Origin of the sequence: Candidatus Liberibacter asiaticus, assembly GCF_000590865.3 — a bacterium.
In the GTDB taxonomy this organism is placed as follows: Bacteria; Pseudomonadota; Alphaproteobacteria; order Rhizobiales; family Rhizobiaceae; genus Liberibacter; species Liberibacter asiaticus.
Genome location: NZ_CP010804.2, coordinates 519752 through 540766 on the forward strand (window position 1 = coordinate 519752; position 21015 = coordinate 540766).

The following is a 21015-nucleotide window of genomic DNA, read 5'->3' on the forward strand; positions in this document are numbered from 1 at the left end:
GTGCTTTTTTGAATAGTATACATCTATACATACATCTATTAGCCTTGGTATTTGTTTTATTAAAAGCTGACTTATCTCAAGCAGCAGCTTCTTATATGACAAGGTTTAAAGTGTTGGGGAATGAAAAAATTCATATCAAGGCCGATATGTTGGAGGTTAAGGATGCGGTTCAAAAGGCTTTTTTTAAGGGGAATGTATTCATGACTCAAGAGGATTTTTCCTTACAAGCCGACAAAATGACAATCGATTATAATAATACGAATCGTGATGTTAGCAATAAAATTAATCGCATGGATGTAGAGAGGAATATCTTTATACAATCAGGAGAAATTAATGTCATAGCTAGCAATGGTTATGTTGATTTCCAAAAGAGAATCTTGGTTTTGAACGGAGATCGTGCAGATAAAGTGATATTAAAAGAAAAGCTCAATACATTTTTAGGTTGTAAGTTGATTGTAAATATAGATACGAGTTTTGCTAGTTTGCAAGGATGTGAATCTGACCAGGTACAATCTATAATACGTTATGACGGGCGTCCATGAAATCGATTAGAAATTACTTAGGTATTGAGATGCCAGAGTTTCAGGAGAATAGAGCTTCTAAAGACAGTCTTTTATCTGCTTGTTCTTTAACGAAAAAATATAATTCAGTGTATGTAGTTAAAGGTGTGGATTTATACGTTAAACCAGGTGAAATAGTGGGATTGCTTGGTCCTAATGGGGCGGGAAAGACGACTTTTTTTTATATGATGACAGGTTTGATTTGCGCGGATAGTGGTTCAATTAAAATTGATGGGAATGATATAACAAAAATGCCTATGTATAGGCGGGCTCGCCTTGGGATTAGTTATTTGCCACAGGAAGCTTCAATTTTTCGAGGGCTAACCGTTGAAGAAAATATTCTTGCAGTTTTAGAAGTATATGAAAAAGATAAAAAGAAGCGTCATGAAAAATTGGATTCTCTTTTGAAAGAGTTTAATATTACGAAGTGGCGTCATGTATTGGCACCATTATTATCTGGGGGACAACGAAGACGTTTGGAAATAGCTCGTTCTCTCGTGAGTTTTCCTTCTTACATTTTACTTGATGAGCCATTTGCTGGAGTAGATCCTGTTGCTATCTCTGATATACACGTTCTCATTCGAGATTTAGCTTCTCGTGGGATTGGTATTCTGATAACAGATCATAATGTGCATGAGATATTAACCTTGATTGATCGTGCCTATATAATTCACGCAGGTGGAGTTCTAGCGCATGGTACGGTACAAGAGATTATTGATAATCAAGATGTACGACGTTTATATTTAGGGGATAGGTTTGCATTCTAAGAAAAATTTGTAGTGTTTTTTGCATTATGAATTATTTAAGAATGGCATACTATCCGATAAATACTTATTGAATGTATCCTGTTCAAGGTAGAAAATATTAAAATGAAGACATAAGACGAGCAGTAATGGGGGAGACGCTACATATTCCCCTTGCTTAAAGGTAGCACGCTCGTTGACTGCGAAATATAAGGACACCTTGTAAGGTATCCTTATGCGCGATGAAAAAATATATAAAAATTTATTATAAAAATAATTTATGAAATTTCTTGGAGCGAACTTCGGATAAATACCCCTTAGGATATTAAAAAAGAACACGCGTATATAATACATAAATAATACTGGAAAAGAAGTGATATTAATGAATAACAGCAATGCATAAATTGCATTGTACTTCAGAGAGGTGGTTCGATCACTATAAGTTTTTCAAGGCTTTTTTGAGGGTTATCAAAGCGTGCCAGGTATTTTTCTTAATAAGGGGATATTGAATCAGTTCTTGAGGATGCACTGTAGCTAATGTTGGAATGATACTATGAGGGGTGCAGAGATTACTCCATTTCCCAAGATTTTGATAGGTTTTCTGAGCATCGTTGTTGAAAAAGAAGTTTTTCGTCTTATTCCCGATGAACAAGAGTATTTTGGGTGAGATAAGTTCAATTTGTCTCATTATAATAGGGCGACATATCTCCATTTCTATATTAGATAGATTCCTATTCCCTGGAGGATGCCATGGAGAAATCATGGATATATGAATTTGTGTTCTCATAATTTCGATAGATTGGAGCATTTTGTCTAACATATTTCCTGTCTTTCCTGAAAAAGGTTTTCCGCTAATATTATCACTATCGCTAGGTGTATAGCCTATAATCATGAGGTCCTGTCCTTCTGTTTGAGTGGCACAAATAGTAGAAAGAGATGTGCTACAGAGATGACAGTCATGAAAAGAACGCAGTAGTGATTTGAGTTCATGTAATGAACAAGCTTTTTGAGCGATTGAATCAGCTTGTTGTACCAATGGAGAGTGTATATGACGAATATTTGTTATTGGTTGTATGGCAGAATCAATGGATTTTTCTTTTCTTTGTGATTCGTATGTTGCTTCGTTATTAGGTTCGTCAAAAACCCAATAGACTCCAGAATCTGCGTAAAAGAGAGCAATGGTTAAGATTTGCTCTTGCGATAATATGCGTTTAGAAGTCATGTTGTTACTTTAAAAAGCGTTATCACGGTATAAAAACCCCTGTTATATAAAAATCCAACTTTAATGTAGTAGGAAAAAGGTTTTATTCCTAATATCTTTTTATATTTTTTATGACGGTTTAAAAAAAACTATTGATTAATGAGCTTTTCATCAAATTGTAACTGGTGTTCTTTGTGATTTGTGCGGAGCGATGTAGCAAGCCCCATTCTTTGGAGAGTGCCGAGGAATGGTTTCGGAGGGAGTTCTTCGATATTCACCATTTTTCCAATGTCCCAGATGCCTTGTGCTATTAAAATAGCTGTTGCGACAGGGGGGGTTCCAGCGGTGTAGGATATTCCTTGGCTGGCTATTTCTTGATATGCATTTTGATGATCGCAAATATTATACAGAAATATCTCTCTTGTTTCTCCGTGATATATCCCATTAATAAGGCAGCCGATACAGGTTTTTCCCTGATAATTTGGTGCCAACGAAGAAGGATCGGGTAATACAGCTTTTACTATCTTTAAAGGTGCTATTTCTATGTTTTCTGCTGTTCTTATAGGTTGTTCCGATAGAAGTCCAATATTTTTTAATACTGTGAATACATTGATATAATGGTCGCTGAATCCCATCCAGAATCGTATATCGGCGCCTTGTATGTTTTTAAATAAGGAATGGATTTCATCGTGCCCACTTAAATAAACTTTATGTTGTCCAACGGTAGGGAGGTCATATGTTCTACTGATTTCAAACATTTTGTTGACGCACCATTGGTTTTTTTGCCAACTATAAACCACTCCTGTAAACTCGCGTAAATTGATCTCTGCATCGAAATTTGTTGCAAAATATTTATCATGTTTTCCAGCATTAACGTCTATGATATCAATGTCTGTTATTTTATCGAAGTACTCATCTTGTGCTAAGCGAGCGAAAGCATTGACTACTCCTGGATCAAAGCCTGCGCCTAAGATAGCAGTAATAGATTTTGTGCGACATTCATCGAGCAAACTCCATTCGTAATTGTTGTACCACGGAGGAGATTCGCATATTTTAAGGGGAGATTCGTGAATAGCAGTATCGATATATGCTACATTTGAGTCAATGCAGGCGCGTAACACCGACATGTTGAGAAAAGATGAGCCAACATTGATAATAATTTGAGAATTTGTCTTTTTAATTAATTCTACTACCGCTTTAATATTTAAAGCATCTACTTGGTGTATTGCAAGCTTACCATCAATTTTCAGTGATTTTTTTTTGTAGATGCTATCAATTATTTTTGAACACTTTTGGAGTGTGCGCGATGCTATATTGATATCTCCAAGAATATCATTGTTTTGAGCACATTTATGTGCCACGACGTGTGCAACGCCTCCAGCACCAATAATTAAAACGTTCTTTTTCATAGCTGTAGGATTTCTCTATTGATGTATAGATCTCATTATGTGATAGGTATGCTCTTTATTTCTTTTGATCAAGAAAGATTGTTATAATAGTCATTGTAGGAAAACTCGCGTATAGCTTTTATTGTACCATCCACATTTTTCACTGCGATTGTAGGCATGTTTATCCCATTAAACCAATTCTTTCTATTGATGTTATAGCCTGCAACATCTTCAAAAGATATCCTATCTCCAATTTTGACGGGTTTCTCAAAATGGAACTCGCCGAATATGTCTCCTGCAAGGCAAGACCTTCCACATACCATAGCCGTATAAGGGCCTGTGTTAGGATATATAGTTGCTGATTCTTGATAAAGTAAATAATCGGGTACGTGGGCTTCGACAGAGGAATCCACAATCACTAGGTTTTTGATATTTTCGGATATATCAAGTACAGTGGTGTTTAAGGTTGTGGTATTGGTTACGATAGCTTCTCCTGGTTCTAGATAGATTTGAACAGAATATTTTTCCGAGAATTCCTTGAGCCGTTGACAAAAATCCTTTACGGGATAGTCTTTATCGGTAAAGTGGATTCCCCCACCTAAACTAATCCATTCAATTTGGGTGATGAAGTGACCAAATTCTTTCTCAATATTTTTTAGCATTGCGCTGAAGCAAAGGAAAGATTTATTCTCACAATTATTATGGAACATCAGACCGTTAACATTTTTGATTTCAGATTCTATCTTGTCCTTGCATTTTTCTCCCAGACGACTGAAAGGGCGATTGGGATCAGCAAGAATGAACTTGGAATAAGATACAGATGGATTAATGCGCAACCCGATTTTTTTGTGTAGTTTTTGTGCCTTGTCTTTAAATTTATTTAATTGAGAAACAGTATTAAAAATTATTGTATCGCAATTAGAAAGCACTGCATCAATTTCACAATCTTTATAGGCGACATTATAAGCATGTGTTTCCCCACCGAATTTTTCATGTCCTAGCATAACTTCATACAGAGATGAAGAAGTTGTGCCATCCATGTATTGATTCAACGTATCAAACATTCCCCATGCGGCAAAGCATTTGAGCGCAAGAAGTAATTTTACTCCAGCATTTTTCCGAATATACAGAGCTGTGTCTAAGTTATTCAAAAGTTTTTGTTTATCAATCAAATAGTAAGGTGTTTTAATCATGAGTTTCTAAAATTCTTTCGTAAAATCAAAAGTTCTATGCTTTTTTCTCTAGATTAATATAATAGGAAAATTGGTTTCTTCATAGGTTACATTATATTTTCTGATACTAAAAGGTATCTCTCATCATGTTTATTGTTTTTGCAAGGTTGCGTCGTATCTTGAAAAAATCAGCCTATAACCCTAACTCTGTACAATAACGCTTTTGACTTTGATAGTTCTTGTATTTTGATAGTAATACGTCCATCATGAGTTCCTATGATAAAAATGTTAAGATAACTATACTAGTCTTTGTAATAATGGTAGAAGCATGTGACGTTTTATAGGCGTACGTACGAGTGGTGATATTGATGAAAATTGGTAATACAATATACAAAAATCGTGAAGACTTACCGTGTTTATTGCCGATTTTCCCTCTTTTAGGTATGTTGTTATTGCCGGGCAGTCGCTTTTCTTTTAGCGTTTTTGAACGGCGGTATATTGCTATGTTTGATTCTGTATTAGCAGGGGATAGATTAATAGGGTTAGTTCAGCCAGCAATCAGTGGTTTTCTTGCGAATAGTGATAATGGTTTGTCTCAAATTGGTTGTATTGGTCGTATCACGTCTTTTGTGGAAACAGATGACGGTCATTATATTATGACTGTAATCGGTGTTTGTCGATTCCGATTGCTAGAGGAAGCCTATCAGTTAAACTCTTGGCGTTGTTTTTATATTGCTCCATTTATATCGGATCTTGCGGGAAATGATAACGATGGTGTTGATAGGGTCGCTTTGTTAGAAGTGTTTCGCAATTATTTAACGGTGAATAATTTGGATGCCGATTGGGAAAGTATTGAGGAAGCTAGTAATGAGATATTGGTTAATTCACTTGCGATGCTTTCTCCTTTTAGTGAAGAGGAAAAACAAGCCTTACTAGAAGCTCCTGATTTTAGAGCTCGTGCACAGACTTTGATTGCAATTATGAAAATTGTACTTGCTCGCGCGTATACTCATTGTGAAAATAGGTTGCAATAGATTGTTTATTAGTAATGAGAGAAACTATTTTTAATATAGATCCGCAATTGCTAGAGATTTTAGTGTGTCCTTTGACAAAAGGTAACTTAACACTTATTTCGGAAGGTACGGAGCTATTATCAAAAAAAGCATCTCTAGCATATCCAATACGGTCTGGCGTGCCTATCATGCTTGTTTCAGAAGCGCGTCAGGTAGATGATCAGGGTTAGACTTAAGAAAATTTACTAAAGATTTATCTTTTAAGATCTTTACCTGACGGGAGGAGAGGAGGGTAGGCATCTTGGAGTACAGGATAAGAAAGATAGTGTTCCTGGAGTATAAACTCGCACAGTACTTTGTTCATTTGCAAACGTAGCTATTTCTGTGTCAAGGAGTATATCATTGTTGTGTCCCAAAACGATGATGTTAGTGGATCCAAGATTTTTGCCTGTAATGACTACGGTTTTTTCTTTTTCCAAGGCTAAAACATCTACTATTTTATCATCACCAACAATTACTTGCTTAGGGAGTACATCGAACTGCAAGATAAGTGACTGTCCGACTGCTATACGGATACGATTGCTATTATCTTCAGGTGTTTTTTGAGATGCCGTTGTTGGGATTCCTTTTTTTCTTACAGTCTCATTTTTAATTTCTCTTTGGCGCTTACGATGCAAAGGAGGTAAAGGCGGCAAGGGTTTTTTTTCTTGAATTTCATGCTTCATGAGGACGATGGGCTTTTTTTCTAACGTAGGATTATTCTTCTTAATTTCATCTTGCGAAAACGCATAATAACTATGAGTTATCATAAAAAAAGATAAAGCCAATGCGATCTGAGTGCGTGCCATAAATTTAGCCTGTAAGTAATATTTTTAATAAAAATAAATGTATAAACTGTAAATCTTATTTGTTAAATTGTAGTAAATTTTTTGAAATTTCTTGACAAGAAACCATTCTATAGAGGATTTGCCGGTCATCCAATATATTATACGCTGATTTATTAATAAGTGTTATTTTTTAACTGTACATATGTGGATTATTTTGAATTAAGTTGAACAAAGTCAAGCTTGAAGGATAAAGGAAGCCTTGCTTTTTTTCATTTAGCAAAGGGGTATTGGGAGGTGATTGATTTGTGTCTATTTGTTATCGAATTAATTCATTTGTAATACTCCATGCCGTATTCGAAGTACCAACCATTTACTCAGACAGTAGTAAACCGTGCGATCATGTTATATACTTTTCTGCAAATATTTTTATCTTTCTAGAAAAGTTGATCAACATATTTTGTTAATGTAAGACTGATCGCTTATTGAGGTGCAACGAATATTACTCTTAATATATCAAGGAAGTACCGACAAATTTTATTAAAATGGAATATATTTTTCATTTTTTACTATAATAATTTAAGGCATTTTAAACTTTTGACTATTAAGTTGAGCGAGAGATGGCAAACAATCCTTGGTTTTCTCAAGGATGTTGTGAACACAATAAACACAATAATAGATACGTCTAACCCGTTCTATTTTTTAACAGTACTCTGCATCTGGTTCGAAAATGATAAGGATTGTTTTGCTAAATTCCAATGTCGCATTGTCATCAGCCTAAGTAATTAATAGCCCTATGTTTGTTAAGGGTGTATTTTATGGCTTTTGATCTTTTTGCGTCTTTAATTTAAGGAGTTAAAGCTATGATCAATTGTATGAATAAATTATTAAAAGACGAGTCGGGTGCAGCGGCTATTGAATATGGTATGATGGTTGCTCTTATTGCTGTAGCTATTATTGCCGCCGTTACAATGCTTGGAGGTTCGTTAAAGGGAGTTTTTGAAGAAGCCGCAAACCGGATATCTAACGCGAAGTCTGCAAAATAATTAAAGGTATTTTAGACTTTCGACTAGTAAGTCGAGCGAGAGATGGCAAACAATCCTTAGTTTTCTCAAGGATGTTGTGAACACAATAATAGATACGTCTAACCCGTTCTATTTTTTAACAGTACTCTGCATCTGGTTCGAAAATGATAAGGATTGTTTTGCTAAATTCCAATGTCGCATTGTCATCAGACTAAGTAATTAACAGCCCTATGTTTGTCAAGAGTATATTTTATGGCTTTTGATCTTTTTGCGTCTTTAATTTAAGGAGTTAAAGCTATGATCAATTGTATGAATAAATTATTAAAAGACGAGTCGGGTGCAGCGGCTATATGAATATGGTATGATGGCTGCTCTTATTGCTGTAGCTATTATTGCCGCCGTTACAAAGCTTGGAGGTTCGTTAAAGGGAGCTTTTGAAGAAGTCGCAAACCAGATGTCTCACCAAACAACTAAGCCTCCGGTTACGAGACCAGTGACGCCTACGTCTACGGAGATGCCTCCGAGATCGAGATATAATACTGGTATTGGTTATGGTAGAACATAATAAGAAGAATATTTGAAAGCCTAGAATATCTAGGCGATTGCGGGTAATAGAAGTTATCGGCAGTCGCCTAGGGTTTAGGTGACGGGAAATATCGTTGTCATTGCCTTGATAATTCTTTTAATTATTGGCAATATATCTTTGCATATCATATTCATCTAGACTTTTTATTGTCGCAAACTGTAAATAATCTTGATTACGATTCGGGTGTGGCGGCTACTGAATATGTTTTGCTTGTTGCCCTGTTGTTGTAGCTATTATCGGCTTTGTTGTCGCGCTTGGCGGTAGCGGTAAGTTGAAATAATTTTCACCACGGTTTCAACGGTACTTTCTAAAGGCCAGTGCTCAACCAGTCTAAGTGTCAATAATCTCAGAATAATTGCAATAGTGATAGGAATTTGAATTATTGGCGGCTGTTTGAGGTTTCGCCATTTTATAGTCAATTTGAATAATTACACTTTTAATGCAAGCAAAGTCTATCAAGTATGCTCTGCTGAGCTTTTGTTGAAGCGGGCAGTGCTTTTGGCAGGATTATAGCGACGCTGGTTAACAGCATTTACTCTTATTTTGAATAGCCACAATTGATGGTTCAGTCCTTCTGACAGTGACTCTACAATACATTTTGCATTAATCCCACGTATTATCTTGATTGTTTTAGGATTATTTTAATGTTAATATCGCCTATAAATCCCTTTACTGATATGTTTCCGCATATTAAGGGGTTTGTTAATTTAATTTAATTTAATTTAATTTAGGAATTATTTTTATGAAAATGCATATTGTGAAGAATTTTTTGCAGGACGAGTCGGGTGCAACAGCCATTGAATATGGTTTGCTTGTTTCTCTTATTGCTGTAGTTATTATCACTTCCGTTACCACGCTTGGCGGCAAGTTGAAAAAGGCTTTCGAAGCTATCGATAAGGCAATAGTTACGACTTCTCCAGCTGCTTCCTAGACTACTATAGGGTAATCACTCCCCTCTGTTATCAGCTAAAGTTGGTGTTTTAATATTAATATCGCGTATGGGTTCCTTTCTGATATGTTTGGCATATTAGTAAAGGTTCCTTGAGTGATTTTATTCAACCGCTTGAGCATCAATAATACCCAAATAATTGTAACAGTCATAGGAATTACTAACGGTTGTTTTTGTTTTTTACCATTTTAGGTTTATTTGAATAACTTAAACTTTATCTTACTGTTTTATGAACAATTTGAAGACATGTGTACATTGCATGCTTTTGCTTGATTTGCAGTTTTAGAAAACCGTTTTTCGTCGTTATAGTTAGAGAAAAAACGATGAGTTAGACGTGTGATAGCCTATTAAGTATGCCTTTTTATAGGGGAATTCTAAAGAAATATTTGGGCAGTGTTCTTGGTAGGATTATGGTGACGCTGGTACAGTACTTACCTTTATTTTGAACAGCTACAGCCAACAGATAAGTCGATCCTACAACATATTTTTGCATATCGCATTAATTATACATATTATGTTGCTTATTTCGCAATATTTTTAAGACTAACATCGGACGTGGATTCCGTTGTAATATGTTTAGCATATTAGTAAAGGTTCCTTGAGTAGTTTTATTTTAGTTCAGGAATTATTTGTATGAAAATGAATATTGTAAAAGATTTTTTAAAAGACGAGTCAGGTGCAACGGCTATTGAATATGGTTTGCTTGCTTCTCTTATTGCTGTAGCCATTATCGCTTCCGTTACCACGCTTGGCGGTAAGTTGAGCAAAGTTTTCGAAGATATCGAAAAAGGAATAAAAGCCTAAATTTGGTATTGTAATACTAATGTCGCATATAGATTATTTTCTGATATGTTGCGGCATATTAAAAGGTTTTTTAAGTAGTTTTATTTTATTTTATTTTAGGAATTATTTTTATGAAAATGCATATTGTGAAGAATTTTTTACAAGACGAGTCAGGTGCAACGGCTATTGAATATGGTTTGCTTGCTTCTCTTATTGCTGTAGCCATTATCGCTTCCGTTACCACGCTTGGCGGTAAGTTGACAGCAGTTTTTGCGGATATTTCAAGTAAGCTAAATCCAAAATCATGACCAGAATCATAATCAAGATGGATATTTAACAGCAATACCCAAACAATTGTAACAATCATAGGAATTACTAGCGGTTGTTTGGGTTTTTGCCATTTTATATCTGATTTGAATCATTGAACTTTATTGTGCTTGTATTCTGAATAATTTAAAGTTCTAACGTATATGTATACTTTATTTGATGTTTATTTTAATATTTATCCCATCATCTTGTTTTGATCAAAGAACAATAAGTTATGCGTTAATGCAACGACTTATCGAGATTCTTTTGCTGAGTTCTTTTGCTGTTATAGCCATTATTTTTTTATGGGCAGATATTAGAGAGAAATCGATCAGTGCTTTTTTTAGAGATATTCCAATAGCATTGGTCAAATAACGTTTTCTATTATCTTTATTTTATCGGTAATTCTTAATCTTGTTTTTCGGTTCTAATTCTACATGTTATTTTGATTATTTTGCAATTATTTGAATGATATTATAGTATAAAAACTATATTTTTATATTCCGAGGTATATAATATTTTCCTTGGGTAATTTTACTCTAATTCAGGAATGATTTTTATGAAAATGAATATTATAAAAAAAATTTTAAAAAATGGTTCGGGTGCAACGGCTATTGAGTATGGTTTGCTTGCTTCTCTTGTTTCTGTGGCTATTATTAGCGCTGTTAGTACGCTTGGAGATAGGATGAAAGGTGTTTACCAGACGATCTCAACGGAATTAGATAAGGGGGATGTTCCTCCTACTAAGCCAGGTTCTGTTCCTATGCAGCCTGAATCTTCGAATCCTTCTACAAGACTCCAACCTCCTGCTAAGCCAACTTCTATTCCTGTGAAGACTAAATCTTCTAAGAAGTCTCCGAAGAGAATCCAATCCCCTGCTAAGAATAAAAAATCCTATGTTAAGCCAAATAAAAGCTCGTGAAGAAACGATCCGTTAAGAAAAATGCCTTAGTTTATGGATTGTCAATCTTTAGGACTATAAATTTTTTTTTTGAATTTAAAAGGATACATCTAAAGGAATTATTTTAATGGAACTTGATAATATAGAAAGAGGCGAAGCTTGCATCGGATGTTAATGTTATGCGAGTGATGTGTTGTTTTTTTGAATTAAAAGATATTTTTATGCGATTGTTGATGAATTACCATGACAGCAGAATTCACGATTACAAACAATCATTTATTCTCAGGGAATCTATTCGCTTGAAAGTTATTATTGGGTTATATACAGTCAGTCAGTCAGTCAGTCAGTCAGTTATCAACGTTTTGTGAGTTTCGGCAGGATTTGATTGGCATCTTTATGAATGCTAATCAGTAGTTTCTTGTTAAAGGCTTAGGGTTCTTCTATTCTTATGCATAATTGTGCTCTAAGAAGTAGAATCTATGAAAGAGAGTAAAATGGTCTTTTCTGCTGTATTTCTTATACCTCCTTTTTGTTTGGTTTTTGCTGCATTATCTGATCTTTTCTCTGCAATGATACCTAATAGAGTTTCGATTGTCATGCTTGGTTCTTTTTTGTTGACTGCTTTTCTTTTGGGTATGGATTATGAGTTAATAGCTTTACATTTATTGGTTGGTTTGATTGTTTTTATCATTTGTTTTTGTTTTTTTGCGTTTAATATTATGGGTGGAGGGGATGTAAAATTATTGACGTCAACGGCTGTATGGTTTGGTTGGACGCCCTCTTTTTTAAGTTTTTTATTTTTTGTTGCTATTTTAGGCGGAATATTATCTGTCTTTATTTTAACTGTCAGGATGATTACTAATCATATTCCTATATTTGGAATGTTTGTTCCGAAAAGTTTTCTTATGAAAAACAAAATTCCTTATGGTATTGCAATATCTATGGGAGGATTAATTAGTTATCCGGATTCATACTTGTTTAAAGTTGCTTTAATGGGCCTTTCTGCGTAATTTTGGCGTTTTTTAACCTTATTGATACTATTAAATATGATCTTTATGTTATTCAGATGATTGTTCTTTATTAATTATATTTACTATTTTTAAATTTTTATAGGAAAAAAAATGAAATTAACTCGACTGATGGGAATAGTGGTTTCGGGAGTCTTTGCGCTTGTGGCAGGTATTATAGCGATGCGCCTTGTATCTCCCCATCATGTTCAGACAGAAGAGGTTATAACTGAGAATCCAGCTAAGTTTATTAACGTATTGATTTCTAAGGGCGATCTAGCGGTAGGGATGGTGGTGACTCCTAATATTTTAGAATGGGTTGCTTTCCCTGAAGAGAATGTATTTGATGGTTTTATTGATGATGTCCATCAACCCAATGCTATGCAAGAATTAGATGGGGTGTTAGTACGAGTTCCCATTTTGAAAGGGGATCCCATTCGTCTTGAGAAGTTGGTGGATCGCGGGAATGGTGGACTGTCGTCTCTTCTTCCAAAGGGTAAGCGTGCTGCTACGATGGACATTTCGATTTCTAGTGCAGTTGGAGGCATGATTAAGCCTAACGATCATGTAGATGTTGTAATGGTGCGTTCTCTTTCTGAAAGAAAACCGACGGTGACAGTGGTTCTCAGCAACATACGTGTTATTGCAATAGATCACAATATAGATTCGGATGAACGGGTATTAGTCGGGAGTACTGCTACATTAGAGTTGACGCCTATGCAAGCAAAGGCGCTAGTTGCGGCACAATCGGTAGCTAAGTTATCACTAGTATTGCGATCTATAGCGGATTTAAATCCTTCTAGTTCAGAGGATTCTGATGTTTGGGATGTTCAAGAAGAAGGTAAAGAAATCCAAATTATCAAAGCAGGTGTTATTGTGAATAAGGATGGAGAGGGAATATCATAATGAGGTATTTGCAACGCACTTTCTTTACGATGATGAGTATTTTTCTTTTCAGTTCGAATCCTTCAGTAGCAAAGTTACCACCAATTAAAGAGGCAAATGCTGCTGTTATTAATATCAGTGATGTGGAAATAGGTAAAGGTAAGAAGATCAGTATTGGTTTAAATAAGGTAATTATTTTACAAGTACCCGTTGATGTGCAAGATGTTCTGGTATCCGATCCAACTAAGGCAGATGTTGTTGTGCATTCTCCGAGAACTATGTATCTTTTTGGAAAGAATGTAGGTCAGGCGAATGTCATCTTGATTGGGCATGATGGTAAGCAAATGTTGAATCTTGATATTTTAATCGAACGCGATATTGCTCATCTTGAAATGACTTTACGACGTTTCATAGCTGATTCAAACATCCGTGTTGAAATGGTATCTGATACTGTTGTTTTACATGGGATGGTGCGTACTATTCAGGATTCGCAGCGGGCTGTTGAGCTGTCAGAGACTTTCCTTTCACAAAGTGGCAGAAATCAGTATGCGAATTCTTCTAGTAAAAAAGTGATGAATCTGTTGAATATCGCAGGCGAAGATCAAGTAACCCTTAAAGTGACCATCGCAGAAGTAAGGCGAGACATATTAAAACAAATAGGATTCCAACATAGTATCACGGGCTCTTCTTCTGGTCCTTCGAAAAGTTTTGCAGCTGATTTTGGAGGTAAGTTTGTTTCTGAAGGAGGTGATTTCTCTGTGAAGGGTGTTCTTGATCGATTTTCTTTTGAGACTGTTTTGCATGCTTTGGAGAGAGCAACTGCTATTCGCACTTTAGCAGAGCCAACTTTGACGGCTATTTCAGGTCAAAGTGCTAGTTTTACATCTGGTGGACAACATTTGTACAAAACTGTGAGTAGTTCTACAGGTGCGACTAGTGTTACCACTCATGATTATGGTGTTGTTTTACATTTTACTCCGACTGTTCTCTCTCCGGGACGGATTGGATTGCGTATTCAAACAGAGGTTTCAGAGCCAGTAATCGGAGTCAATGCAGGTGATATGCCATCATATCGTGTGCGTAAGGCGGATACTACTGTTGAATTGCCATCTGGGGGTACAATAGTTTTGGCGGGGTTATTGAAAGATGATATACAGCAACTCAAGGAAGGGATTCCATTATTGTCTAAAATACCGATTCTCGGAGCTTTGTTTAGGAATAGTCGTTTTAATAGGGAGGAGACAGAAATATTTATTGCCGCGACTCCTTTCCTTGTTAAGCCTGTTGCAATGAGAGATTTAAGTCGTCCAGATGACCATTATAGTGTTGAAGATGATGCTAAGGCATTTTTCTTTAATCGGGTTAATAAAATTTATGGGCCTAAGGAAGCATCAGAGGTTGAAGGACAGAATTATAAAGGTGCAATTGGTTTTATTTATAAATGATGGTGGAATATATGATAACAATTTTATTCGGAGGTGTGTGTTTCAAGGGGCTAGCTAATATGAGAAGCTTAATAAGCTGTTTAAAGACAATATTCTGGAAAAATTTTTTTTTGAGAACCCTTATGCTGGGACAGTTGTTTTTTCTCCTATTGTTTTATGGAACAAGTGCATTGGCTTATTATGATGAGGGAAGTGATTACCGTGATAGATATCCAATTTTGATGAGAAAAGTAGAGCAAATTGTAGACATACCGTTATTAGCAGGCAGAGGAGAGATAAAATATCCTATTCATGATACGATACGTGGATTTTTAGAGAAATACAAAAATGATAGTGCGAGTGTTCTTTTTCTATTGATTCCAAGTCCGACGGTGTCTTCTGCTTCTATACGGCGTGCTGTCAAAGATATACGTAAAATTATCATTTCTAGTGGGATTCCAGTTTCGTCTATCTCTGAAAGAATATACGATGCTGATTATGGAATGGATGTGGATACTATTCGGCTTAGTTATTTTGCAAGTAAGCCTAGTGCTGGGAAATGTGGCTTCTGGCCAGAAGACATGTTAGGTAACGCTAAAGGAAATCGTAATTGGACTAATTATGGATGTGCATATCAGAATAATTTAGCAGCACAGGTAGTGAATCCTTTGGATTTATTTTCTCCGCGCATGGTTACGCCTCCTGATGCTGAGCAACGTGATAAATCTATTCAGCGATATCGTCAATAGTCAAAATAACAAATAATAGTGGTATTGAATGTCTTAGATAGGGGAAAAGAAGCGCATGAATATTGGATATGATGGACATAATTCAGATTTTCTAGAGAATGAGGATAATCTCTCTGAGTCCATGTGTTCTTTGCCACGTATATCTGTTCATGTTTTTTGTGTAACTGATACCCTCTATTCTGTAGTAGAAAGATCTAAAATTGATCCTCGGATGAGCCAGGTTAATATGAGGATTACTAGAGGATCGATTGCAGAAGCAGTGAGTTGCTTTTCTGATTCTTCTACGCCTGATCTTATTATTGTTCAAACTAAAGTGGATTCTAGGGAAGTCCTATCTGCATTAGAACCTTTGGCTGAGGTTTGTGATTCTGGCACAAAAGTGATTGTGATAGGGGATACGAATGATGTATCGCTTTATCGTGCATTAATTTCTAATCACGTATCTGAATATTTAATTGAACCTTTATCTGTTGCTGATATTATTAATTCCATTAGCGCAATTTTTACTCCTCAAGAAGAAGGAAAAGGATCATCTGGTTGTTCTATATCTTTTATAGGATCTAGAGGAGGGGTGGGTTCTTCAACTATAGCGCATAATTGTGCGTTTAGCATTGCTTCTGTTTTTGCAATGGAAACTCTTTTAGCAGATCTAGATCTTCCATATGGAACTGCTAATATTAATTTTGATAAAGATCCTATAAATAGTATTTCCGATGCTATTTATCCTGTTGGTAGAATTGATAAAGCGTTTGTTAGTCGGTTACCTGTGTTTTATGCAGAGAATCTTTCAATTTTGACGGCTCCAGCTATGTTAAGTCGTACTTATGATTTTGATGAAAAAATGATCGTTCCAGTACTTGATATATTGGAACAGATTTTTCCATTGGTTATTCTTGATGTTCCTCATGTTTGGAATTCTTGGACTCAGGAGGTTCTTACTCTAAGTGATAAAGTAGTGATTACCACTTCGCTAGACCTTGCTGGTTTGCGAAATTCTAAAAATTTAATCGATGTTTTGAAAAAGTTGAGACCGGCAGATAAACCTCCTTATCTTGTTCTGAATCAAGTAAAGACCCCTAAAAAACCTGAAATTTCTATTAGTGATTTTTGTGCGCCATTAGGGATAACTCCTTCTGCTATTATTCCTTTTGATGGTGCTGTGTTTGGTATGTCAGCTAATTCAGGTAAAATGATCCATGAAGTCGATCCTAAATCTGCTATTGCGAATTTATTAGTAGATTTTTCACGCGTTCTCATGGGTCGGGTAACAGTATCGAAACCTCAAAGTGCTATGTATACAAAGATCAAGAAAATTTTCAATATGAAGTGCTTTTCATAATAGGATGCATCTATGTTCGGAAGACGTGATAAGAAATTGATGGGCTCAGTAAAGAGGGAAGATAATAATCCTTTACCACAAGAAGTAGTTGTGAGCTCGAGTAATATTCAAAAACAAAATTTGCAATCATCGTCACCTTCTGCAGAAGGTGAGATTGGTAATTTTGTGAATCGCACTCCTCATTATTATGAAGTTAAGTCGACTATCTTTACAACTTTGATTGAAATGATAGATATAACTCAACTTTCTCAATACGATTCGCAATCGGCAAGGGACGAAATAGCGACTCTCATGAATGAGATTGTTTCTGTTAAAAAGATAACCATGTCGCTTGATGAGCAGTTAGATCTCTTTGAGGACCTTTGTAATGATATTCTGGGATATGGTCCGCTTCAGCCTCTTATCGCACGAGATGATATTGCAGATATCATGGTCAATGGTTCAAATAAAGTGTTTATTGAAGTTAATGGGAAAACTGTTGAAACGGGTATTAATTTTCGAGATAATGAGCAGCTTCTTTCGGTATGTCAGCGTATTGTAAATCAAGTTGGTCGGCGTGTGGATGAATCAAGTCCTATATGTGATGCTCGTTTATTGGATGGTTCCCGTGTAAATGTCATTATTCCTCCTCTTGCTCTTGATGGACCTACTTTAACTATTCGTAAATTTAAAAAAGACAAGCTTACCTTAGATCATCTTGTTAGCTTTGGTGCTGTGACTGCTGAAGGTGCAAGGTTATTGCAAATCATAGGGCGTATCAGGTGTAATGTTTTGATTTCAGGTGGAACTGGTTCTGGGAAAACAACACTACTCAATTGTTTGACTCGTTATATAGATAAAGATGAACGTATAGTTACCTGTGAGGATACAGCAGAACTTCAGCTTCAACAGCCACATGTAGTCCGTTTGGAAACACGACCTCCTAATATTGAAGGTGAGGGAGAAATAACCATGCGTGATTTGGTAAAGAACTGTTTGCGTATGCGTCCTGAACGTATCATTTTAGGAGAGGTGCGTGGTCCAGAAGTATTGGATCTATTGCAAGCAATGAATACAGGGCATGATGGGTCTATGGGAACTATTCACGCTAACAATGCTCGTGAGAGCTTTGGTAGGATGGAAGCAATGATTGCCATGGGAGGATTTACTTTGCCATCTCAAATGGTGAGAGAAATTATAACTTCTTCTTTGGATGTAATCGTCCAGACACAGCGTTTGCGAGATGGTTCTAGAAGGATTACGAATATTTGTGAAATTGTTGGGATGGAAGGGAATGTGATCATTACTCAAGATCTGCTTAAATATGAGGTTATGGGAGAAGATGAAACGGGGAAATTAATAGGCCAGCATATTAGCACTGGTGTTTCTCGTCCACGATTTTGGAATAGAGCAGCTCAATATGGAGAGGAAAAGAATTTAGCGGAAGTTCTTCAATCTCTGGAGAAACAGAGTCGTGCATTGTAGAGAGGTTGATGATGTTTGATGTAAATAGTTGGTTTTTAGTGGGATTGATTACTGTTTCAGTATTCTGTTTTTTATATGCAATATTCTATAACGTGATAAATCCAGGTGATTCTAAGTCACAGGATAATGCAAAGGTTGTAAGGGCTGATAGAGTCATTCCTACTGCTAATACAAAACGGCGTAAAGAATTGCGGGAAGCAATACAAAAGATAGAGCTGAATCACAAGGCAAAGATCGGTAATACCAAGAGTATAGATTCTTTGATATCTTGTTCAGGTCTTCCTATTTCAAAGCAACATTATTACATTGGTAGTTGTGTTATAGGGTTTATATGCGGTGTTTTATCGTTAACTCTATCAAGTAGTTTTTTTACTTTTTTATGTGTATCTGTGTCATCTGCGCTAGTTTTCCCGCGTTTTTTTTTGAAACATTTAATAAAGAAAAGAACAGCTAAATTTTTAGATGATTTTCCCAATGCTCTAGATATTATTGTCCGATCGGTGCGTGCCGGATTGCCGGTCTCGGATGCTGTTGCTGTTATTGTTGGTCAGTCTTCTGATCCTGTTCGATCAGAGTTCCGTCGCGTTATTGAAACACAACATTTAGGATTGAGTCTTTCTGAAAGTATCTCTCGTATGGTTCGCTATATGCCACTTCAAGAAGTTTCTTTTTTTTCAACAGTTATTTCTGTTCAGTCTCAATTAGGAGGTAATCTCTCAGAAGCTTTGGCTAATTTATCGAGAATCTTGCGTGATAGAAAAAATATGAAAGCCAAAGTTCAAGCTCTTTCTATGGAGGCGAAAGCCTCAGCATGGATCATAGGATCTTTGCCTTTTTGTGTGTCCACTCTTGTGTATTTCACATCTCCAGGATATATGAATGTGCTTATTAATGATCCTAGAGGACATATGCTTTTAGGAGTAGCAGCTGCTTTCATGTTGATAGGTATTATGGTTATGCGGCTTATGATTAACTTTGATGTTTGATCTATAGGATTTGAAATGCCTCATTACTTTTTTGATCTGTTTGATGCCACCGAACTTGCTGTTGCTATAACAACTGCGGTTTCGATTTTTTCGTTGATTTATGCAGTGGTTATTCCATCTTTAGGTAGTGGTGAACTAGAAAAACGCATGAAATCTGTTGCTGTTGAAAGGGAAATTTTACGTAAACAACAAATTACGAGTTTACAGAAGGATTCTGCCAGTTCTCGATTACGTACTCGTGATAGCAAGTCTTTGCGAAACTTTGTGAAAAAGCTTAATTTGAAAGCTATTCTAGTAGATGAAAATATAGTAAATAAGTTGCGTGCTGCTGGTTTTCGATCAGAATATTCGTTGAATATTTTATTGGTCGTGCGCTTGGTTGTTCCAATTATTTTTCTTATTTTAGGAATAATATGGATATTCGGTTATGATAAACTTCTTGAATATCCTTTTCAACTTCGTGTGGGGGCTGTCATCCTGATAGGATATGTTGGATTTTGTGCTCCGAGTGTATGGATTTCTAATCTAGTTCAAAAAAGACAGTCTTCTATAAAACGAGCTTGGCCAGATGCTCTTGATTTATTGTTGATATGTGTTGAATCGGGGATTTCGATAGATCAAGCTCTTCGTCGTGTTGCAGAAGATATAGGGGGACAATCAGTTCCGCTTTCTGAAGAAATGCTGTTGACTATAGCGGAGCTTTCATTTCTTCCTAACAGACAGGTGGCATTCGAAAACTTTTATAATCGCACTCAAATGGATTGCGTGAGAAATGCGACACAGGCTTTGATCCAATCTGATCGCTATGGAACGTCAATAGGTGATTCTTTGCGGGTTCTGGTATCGGAAACAAGATCAGAACGTTTGATGGAAGCGGAAAAGAAGGCCGCCTCATTAGGGCCTAAACTCACTGTTCCCATGATTATATTCTTCCTGCCTGTTTTAATTCTTGTCATTATCGGTCCGGCAATATTGAGTATCATTGATACTATGAAAGATCACTAAAAGACAGATCCAATTGCAGGAAAATCCCCCCATGTCGTTTCTATGTACACGACATTCCTTGTTATTTAAAAAAAAAGAGGAAGGAGGGATATAAAGTATACTGAACGCACGAAAAATTTAAACAATCAACTTTTGTTTGCAATTTTTTCTATTTCCAGATCGAACATATAGCGAGAATGAGGGCCAGATCCTATTAATCTAATTTTATCCAGTATCCGACGGAATAAAGCCATTTCTTCATGCTGCTCTTTCACAAACCATTGCAAGAACTGGAAGGTTTGATGGTCCTTTTCTGCTAGGATAGTTTCGATAGCATCATCGTATGCAATTGTTACTTTGTTTTCATGCTCGTACATTAACGAGAAAAGTCCTTCGACGTCATTAGCACTAATCACAGGCGCTTCAATGCTAGAGAACTTTGCTTCTACACCTAAATCTGTTAAATGTTTGAATATCCTTATGACGTGAGAGTGTTCTTCCATTGCATGTTTCAATAGGAAATTACAACACCCATCAAGATTATGAGATGCAGCCCAAGCGGCTGCTTGCATGTAATGGTACTGTGCCACATACTCCATATTCATGAGCTCGTTAAGAACTCTATCTCTTGTATTTGTCATTTAGATTCCCTCTAAAAATTTATAACCAATTTCTGTATAAGGCGCTTGGCTATCCTATTTAATAGAGGTTTGAAATACAAGAGGT

At 36.1% G+C, this 21015-nt stretch carries 24 protein-coding genes; 19 read left to right on the forward strand and 5 right to left on the reverse strand.

The window, feature by feature from the left end; genetic code table 11:
• Positions 1-8 precede the first annotated feature (8 nt).
• Together CD16_RS02330 and lptB are read left to right on the forward strand one after the other, a co-directional pair.
• Complete coding sequence (locus CD16_RS02330; protein ID WP_236301232.1) at positions 9-542, forward strand: LptA/OstA family protein; 534 nt, start codon at positions 9-11, stop codon at positions 540-542.
• Complete coding sequence (gene lptB / locus CD16_RS02335) at positions 539-1327, forward strand: LPS export ABC transporter ATP-binding protein (RefSeq protein ID WP_015452420.1); 789 nt, start codon at positions 539-541, stop codon at positions 1325-1327. Before CD16_RS02330 ends, lptB begins: the two co-directional genes overlap by 4 nt.
• 412 nt (positions 1328-1739) lie before the next feature.
• On the opposite strand, the gene CD16_RS02340 is transcribed toward lptB, so the two are convergent.
• The 3 genes from CD16_RS02340 to CD16_RS02350 all read right to left on the reverse strand — a co-directional run bounded on the left by CD16_RS02340 (position 1740) and on the right by CD16_RS02350 (position 5085).
• Complete coding sequence (locus CD16_RS02340) at positions 1740-2525, reverse strand: uracil-DNA glycosylase (protein WP_015452421.1); 786 nt, start codon at positions 2523-2525, stop codon at positions 1740-1742.
• Positions 2526-2653: 128 nt separating this feature from the next.
• Positions 2654-3913: a saccharopine dehydrogenase family protein gene (locus CD16_RS02345; protein ID WP_015452422.1), complete on the reverse strand. Its 1260-nt coding sequence runs from the start codon at positions 3911-3913 to the stop codon at positions 2654-2656.
• A 68-nt stretch (positions 3914-3981) separates the two neighbouring features.
• Positions 3982-5085 carry a carboxynorspermidine decarboxylase gene (locus CD16_RS02350; RefSeq protein WP_015452423.1) on the reverse strand — a complete coding sequence of 368 codons (1104 nt, stop codon included), beginning with the start codon at positions 5083-5085 and terminating at the stop codon, positions 3982-3984.
• Positions 5086-5432: 347 nt separating this feature from the next.
• Between CD16_RS02350 and CD16_RS02355 the strand changes: the two genes are divergently transcribed.
• Positions 5433-6098, forward strand: a complete 666-nt coding sequence (locus tag CD16_RS02355) for an LON peptidase substrate-binding domain-containing protein (RefSeq protein WP_015452424.1) — start codon at positions 5433-5435, stop codon at positions 6096-6098.
• A 14-nt stretch (positions 6099-6112) separates the two neighbouring features.
• Positions 6113-6307, forward strand: a complete 195-nt coding sequence (locus tag CD16_RS02360) for a Trm112 family protein (RefSeq protein WP_015452425.1) — start codon at positions 6113-6115, stop codon at positions 6305-6307.
• Between the two features lie 39 nt (positions 6308-6346).
• Here the strand turns inward: CD16_RS02360 and CD16_RS02365 are convergent, their stop codons facing one another.
• On the reverse strand, positions 6347-6925 hold the full coding sequence (locus CD16_RS02365) for a pilus assembly protein N-terminal domain-containing protein (RefSeq protein ID WP_015452426.1): 579 nt from the start codon (positions 6923-6925) through the stop codon (positions 6347-6349).
• An 839-nt stretch (positions 6926-7764) separates the two neighbouring features.
• Here CD16_RS02365 and CD16_RS02370 point away from each other — a divergent pair.
• From CD16_RS02370 to CD16_RS02440, 15 genes are all read left to right on the forward strand, one after another.
• Positions 7765-7947, forward strand: coding sequence for a Flp family type IVb pilin (locus tag CD16_RS02370; protein WP_040055300.1), 183 nt, complete (start codon positions 7765-7767; stop codon positions 7945-7947).
• Between the two features lie 316 nt (positions 7948-8263).
• Positions 8264-8491: a Flp family type IVb pilin gene (locus CD16_RS05920; protein WP_015452427.1), complete on the forward strand. Its 228-nt coding sequence runs from the start codon at positions 8264-8266 to the stop codon at positions 8489-8491.
• A 763-nt stretch (positions 8492-9254) separates the two neighbouring features.
• Entirely contained in the window at positions 9255-9443 is a 189-nt protein-coding gene (locus tag CD16_RS02380; protein ID WP_015452428.1) for a Flp family type IVb pilin, read from the forward strand.
• A gap of 651 nt (positions 9444-10094) precedes the next feature.
• Positions 10095-10265 (forward strand): Flp family type IVb pilin, encoded by a 171-nt coding sequence (locus tag CD16_RS02385; RefSeq protein WP_015452429.1) that lies wholly within the window; start codon positions 10095-10097, stop codon positions 10263-10265.
• Positions 10266-10375: 110 nt separating this feature from the next.
• A complete protein-coding gene (locus CD16_RS02390) occupies positions 10376-10552 on the forward strand; it encodes a Flp family type IVb pilin (RefSeq protein ID WP_015452430.1) in 177 nt (58 codons plus the stop codon).
• A 241-nt stretch (positions 10553-10793) separates the two neighbouring features.
• Positions 10794-10925 (forward strand): hypothetical protein, encoded by a 132-nt coding sequence (locus CD16_RS05880; RefSeq protein WP_015824888.1) that lies wholly within the window; start codon positions 10794-10796, stop codon positions 10923-10925.
• A gap of 184 nt (positions 10926-11109) precedes the next feature.
• Positions 11110-11472, forward strand: coding sequence for a Flp family type IVb pilin (locus CD16_RS05925; RefSeq protein ID WP_015452432.1), 363 nt, complete (start codon positions 11110-11112; stop codon positions 11470-11472).
• Positions 11473-11930: 458 nt separating this feature from the next.
• The gene (locus CD16_RS02405; protein WP_015452433.1) at positions 11931-12461 is read left to right on the forward strand and encodes an A24 family peptidase; all 531 of its coding nucleotides are present in this window, start codon (positions 11931-11933) and stop codon (positions 12459-12461) included.
• Positions 12462-12572: 111 nt separating this feature from the next.
• Positions 12573-13364 carry a Flp pilus assembly protein CpaB gene (cpaB, locus tag CD16_RS02410; RefSeq protein WP_015452434.1) on the forward strand — a complete coding sequence of 264 codons (792 nt, stop codon included), beginning with the start codon at positions 12573-12575 and terminating at the stop codon, positions 13362-13364.
• A complete protein-coding gene (locus CD16_RS02415) occupies positions 13364-14788 on the forward strand; it encodes a type II and III secretion system protein family protein (protein WP_015452435.1) in 1425 nt (474 codons plus the stop codon). Before cpaB ends, CD16_RS02415 begins: the two co-directional genes overlap by 1 nt.
• A gap of 59 nt (positions 14789-14847) precedes the next feature.
• A complete protein-coding gene (locus CD16_RS02420) occupies positions 14848-15516 on the forward strand; it encodes a CpaD family pilus assembly protein (RefSeq protein ID WP_236301233.1) in 669 nt (222 codons plus the stop codon).
• Positions 15517-15571: 55 nt separating this feature from the next.
• On the forward strand, positions 15572-16855 hold the full coding sequence (locus CD16_RS02425; protein WP_015452437.1) for a CpaE/TadZ family protein: 1284 nt from the start codon (positions 15572-15574) through the stop codon (positions 16853-16855).
• A 12-nt stretch (positions 16856-16867) separates the two neighbouring features.
• Positions 16868-18319, forward strand: a complete 1452-nt coding sequence (locus CD16_RS02430; protein ID WP_015452438.1) for a TadA family conjugal transfer-associated ATPase — start codon at positions 16868-16870, stop codon at positions 18317-18319.
• Between the two features lie 11 nt (positions 18320-18330).
• The gene (locus CD16_RS02435) at positions 18331-19305 is read left to right on the forward strand and encodes a type II secretion system F family protein (RefSeq protein WP_015452439.1); all 975 of its coding nucleotides are present in this window, start codon (positions 18331-18333) and stop codon (positions 19303-19305) included.
• A 15-nt stretch (positions 19306-19320) separates the two neighbouring features.
• Complete coding sequence (locus CD16_RS02440; RefSeq protein ID WP_015452440.1) at positions 19321-20310, forward strand: type II secretion system F family protein; 990 nt, start codon at positions 19321-19323, stop codon at positions 20308-20310.
• A gap of 125 nt (positions 20311-20435) precedes the next feature.
• Here CD16_RS02440 and CD16_RS02445 read toward each other — a convergent pair whose 3' ends face one another.
• Complete coding sequence (locus CD16_RS02445; RefSeq protein WP_015452441.1) at positions 20436-20930, reverse strand: ferritin; 495 nt, start codon at positions 20928-20930, stop codon at positions 20436-20438.
• Positions 20931-21015 lie beyond the last annotated feature (85 nt).

Excerpts from the sequence above, each read along its gene's own strand:
- lptB (WP_015452420.1), top strand. The coding sequence starts at position 539 with ATGAAATCGATTAGAAATTACTTAGGTATTGAGATGCCAGAGTTTCAG.
- CD16_RS02340 (WP_015452421.1), bottom strand. The coding sequence starts at position 2,525 with ATGACTTCTAAACGCATATTATCGCAAGAGCAAATCTTAACCATTGCT.
- CD16_RS02345 (WP_015452422.1), bottom strand. The coding sequence starts at position 3,913 with ATGAAAAAGAACGTTTTAATTATTGGTGCTGGAGGCGTTGCACACGTC.
- CD16_RS02350 (WP_015452423.1), bottom strand. The coding sequence starts at position 5,085 with ATGATTAAAACACCTTACTATTTGATTGATAAACAAAAACTTTTGAAT.
- CD16_RS02355 (WP_015452424.1), top strand. The coding sequence starts at position 5,433 with ATGAAAATTGGTAATACAATATACAAAAATCGTGAAGACTTACCGTGT.
- CD16_RS02360 (WP_015452425.1), top strand. The coding sequence starts at position 6,113 with ATGAGAGAAACTATTTTTAATATAGATCCGCAATTGCTAGAGATTTTA.
- CD16_RS02365 (WP_015452426.1), bottom strand. The coding sequence starts at position 6,925 with ATGGCACGCACTCAGATCGCATTGGCTTTATCTTTTTTTATGATAACT.
- CD16_RS02370 (WP_040055300.1), top strand. The coding sequence starts at position 7,765 with ATGATCAATTGTATGAATAAATTATTAAAAGACGAGTCGGGTGCAGCG.
- CD16_RS02380 (WP_015452428.1), top strand. The coding sequence starts at position 9,255 with ATGAAAATGCATATTGTGAAGAATTTTTTGCAGGACGAGTCGGGTGCA.
- CD16_RS02385 (WP_015452429.1), top strand. The coding sequence starts at position 10,095 with ATGAAAATGAATATTGTAAAAGATTTTTTAAAAGACGAGTCAGGTGCA.
- CD16_RS02390 (WP_015452430.1), top strand. The coding sequence starts at position 10,376 with ATGAAAATGCATATTGTGAAGAATTTTTTACAAGACGAGTCAGGTGCA.
- CD16_RS05880 (WP_015824888.1), top strand. The coding sequence starts at position 10,794 with ATGCAACGACTTATCGAGATTCTTTTGCTGAGTTCTTTTGCTGTTATA.
- CD16_RS05925 (WP_015452432.1), top strand. The coding sequence starts at position 11,110 with ATGAAAATGAATATTATAAAAAAAATTTTAAAAAATGGTTCGGGTGCA.
- CD16_RS02405 (WP_015452433.1), top strand. The coding sequence starts at position 11,931 with ATGAAAGAGAGTAAAATGGTCTTTTCTGCTGTATTTCTTATACCTCCT.
- cpaB (WP_015452434.1), top strand. The coding sequence starts at position 12,573 with ATGAAATTAACTCGACTGATGGGAATAGTGGTTTCGGGAGTCTTTGCG.
- CD16_RS02415 (WP_015452435.1), top strand. The coding sequence starts at position 13,364 with ATGAGGTATTTGCAACGCACTTTCTTTACGATGATGAGTATTTTTCTT.
- CD16_RS02420 (WP_236301233.1), top strand. The coding sequence starts at position 14,848 with ATGAGAAGCTTAATAAGCTGTTTAAAGACAATATTCTGGAAAAATTTT.
- CD16_RS02425 (WP_015452437.1), top strand. The coding sequence starts at position 15,572 with ATGAATATTGGATATGATGGACATAATTCAGATTTTCTAGAGAATGAG.
- CD16_RS02430 (WP_015452438.1), top strand. The coding sequence starts at position 16,868 with ATGTTCGGAAGACGTGATAAGAAATTGATGGGCTCAGTAAAGAGGGAA.
- CD16_RS02435 (WP_015452439.1), top strand. The coding sequence starts at position 18,331 with ATGTTTGATGTAAATAGTTGGTTTTTAGTGGGATTGATTACTGTTTCA.
- CD16_RS02440 (WP_015452440.1), top strand. The coding sequence starts at position 19,321 with ATGCCTCATTACTTTTTTGATCTGTTTGATGCCACCGAACTTGCTGTT.
- CD16_RS02445 (WP_015452441.1), bottom strand. The coding sequence starts at position 20,930 with ATGACAAATACAAGAGATAGAGTTCTTAACGAGCTCATGAATATGGAG.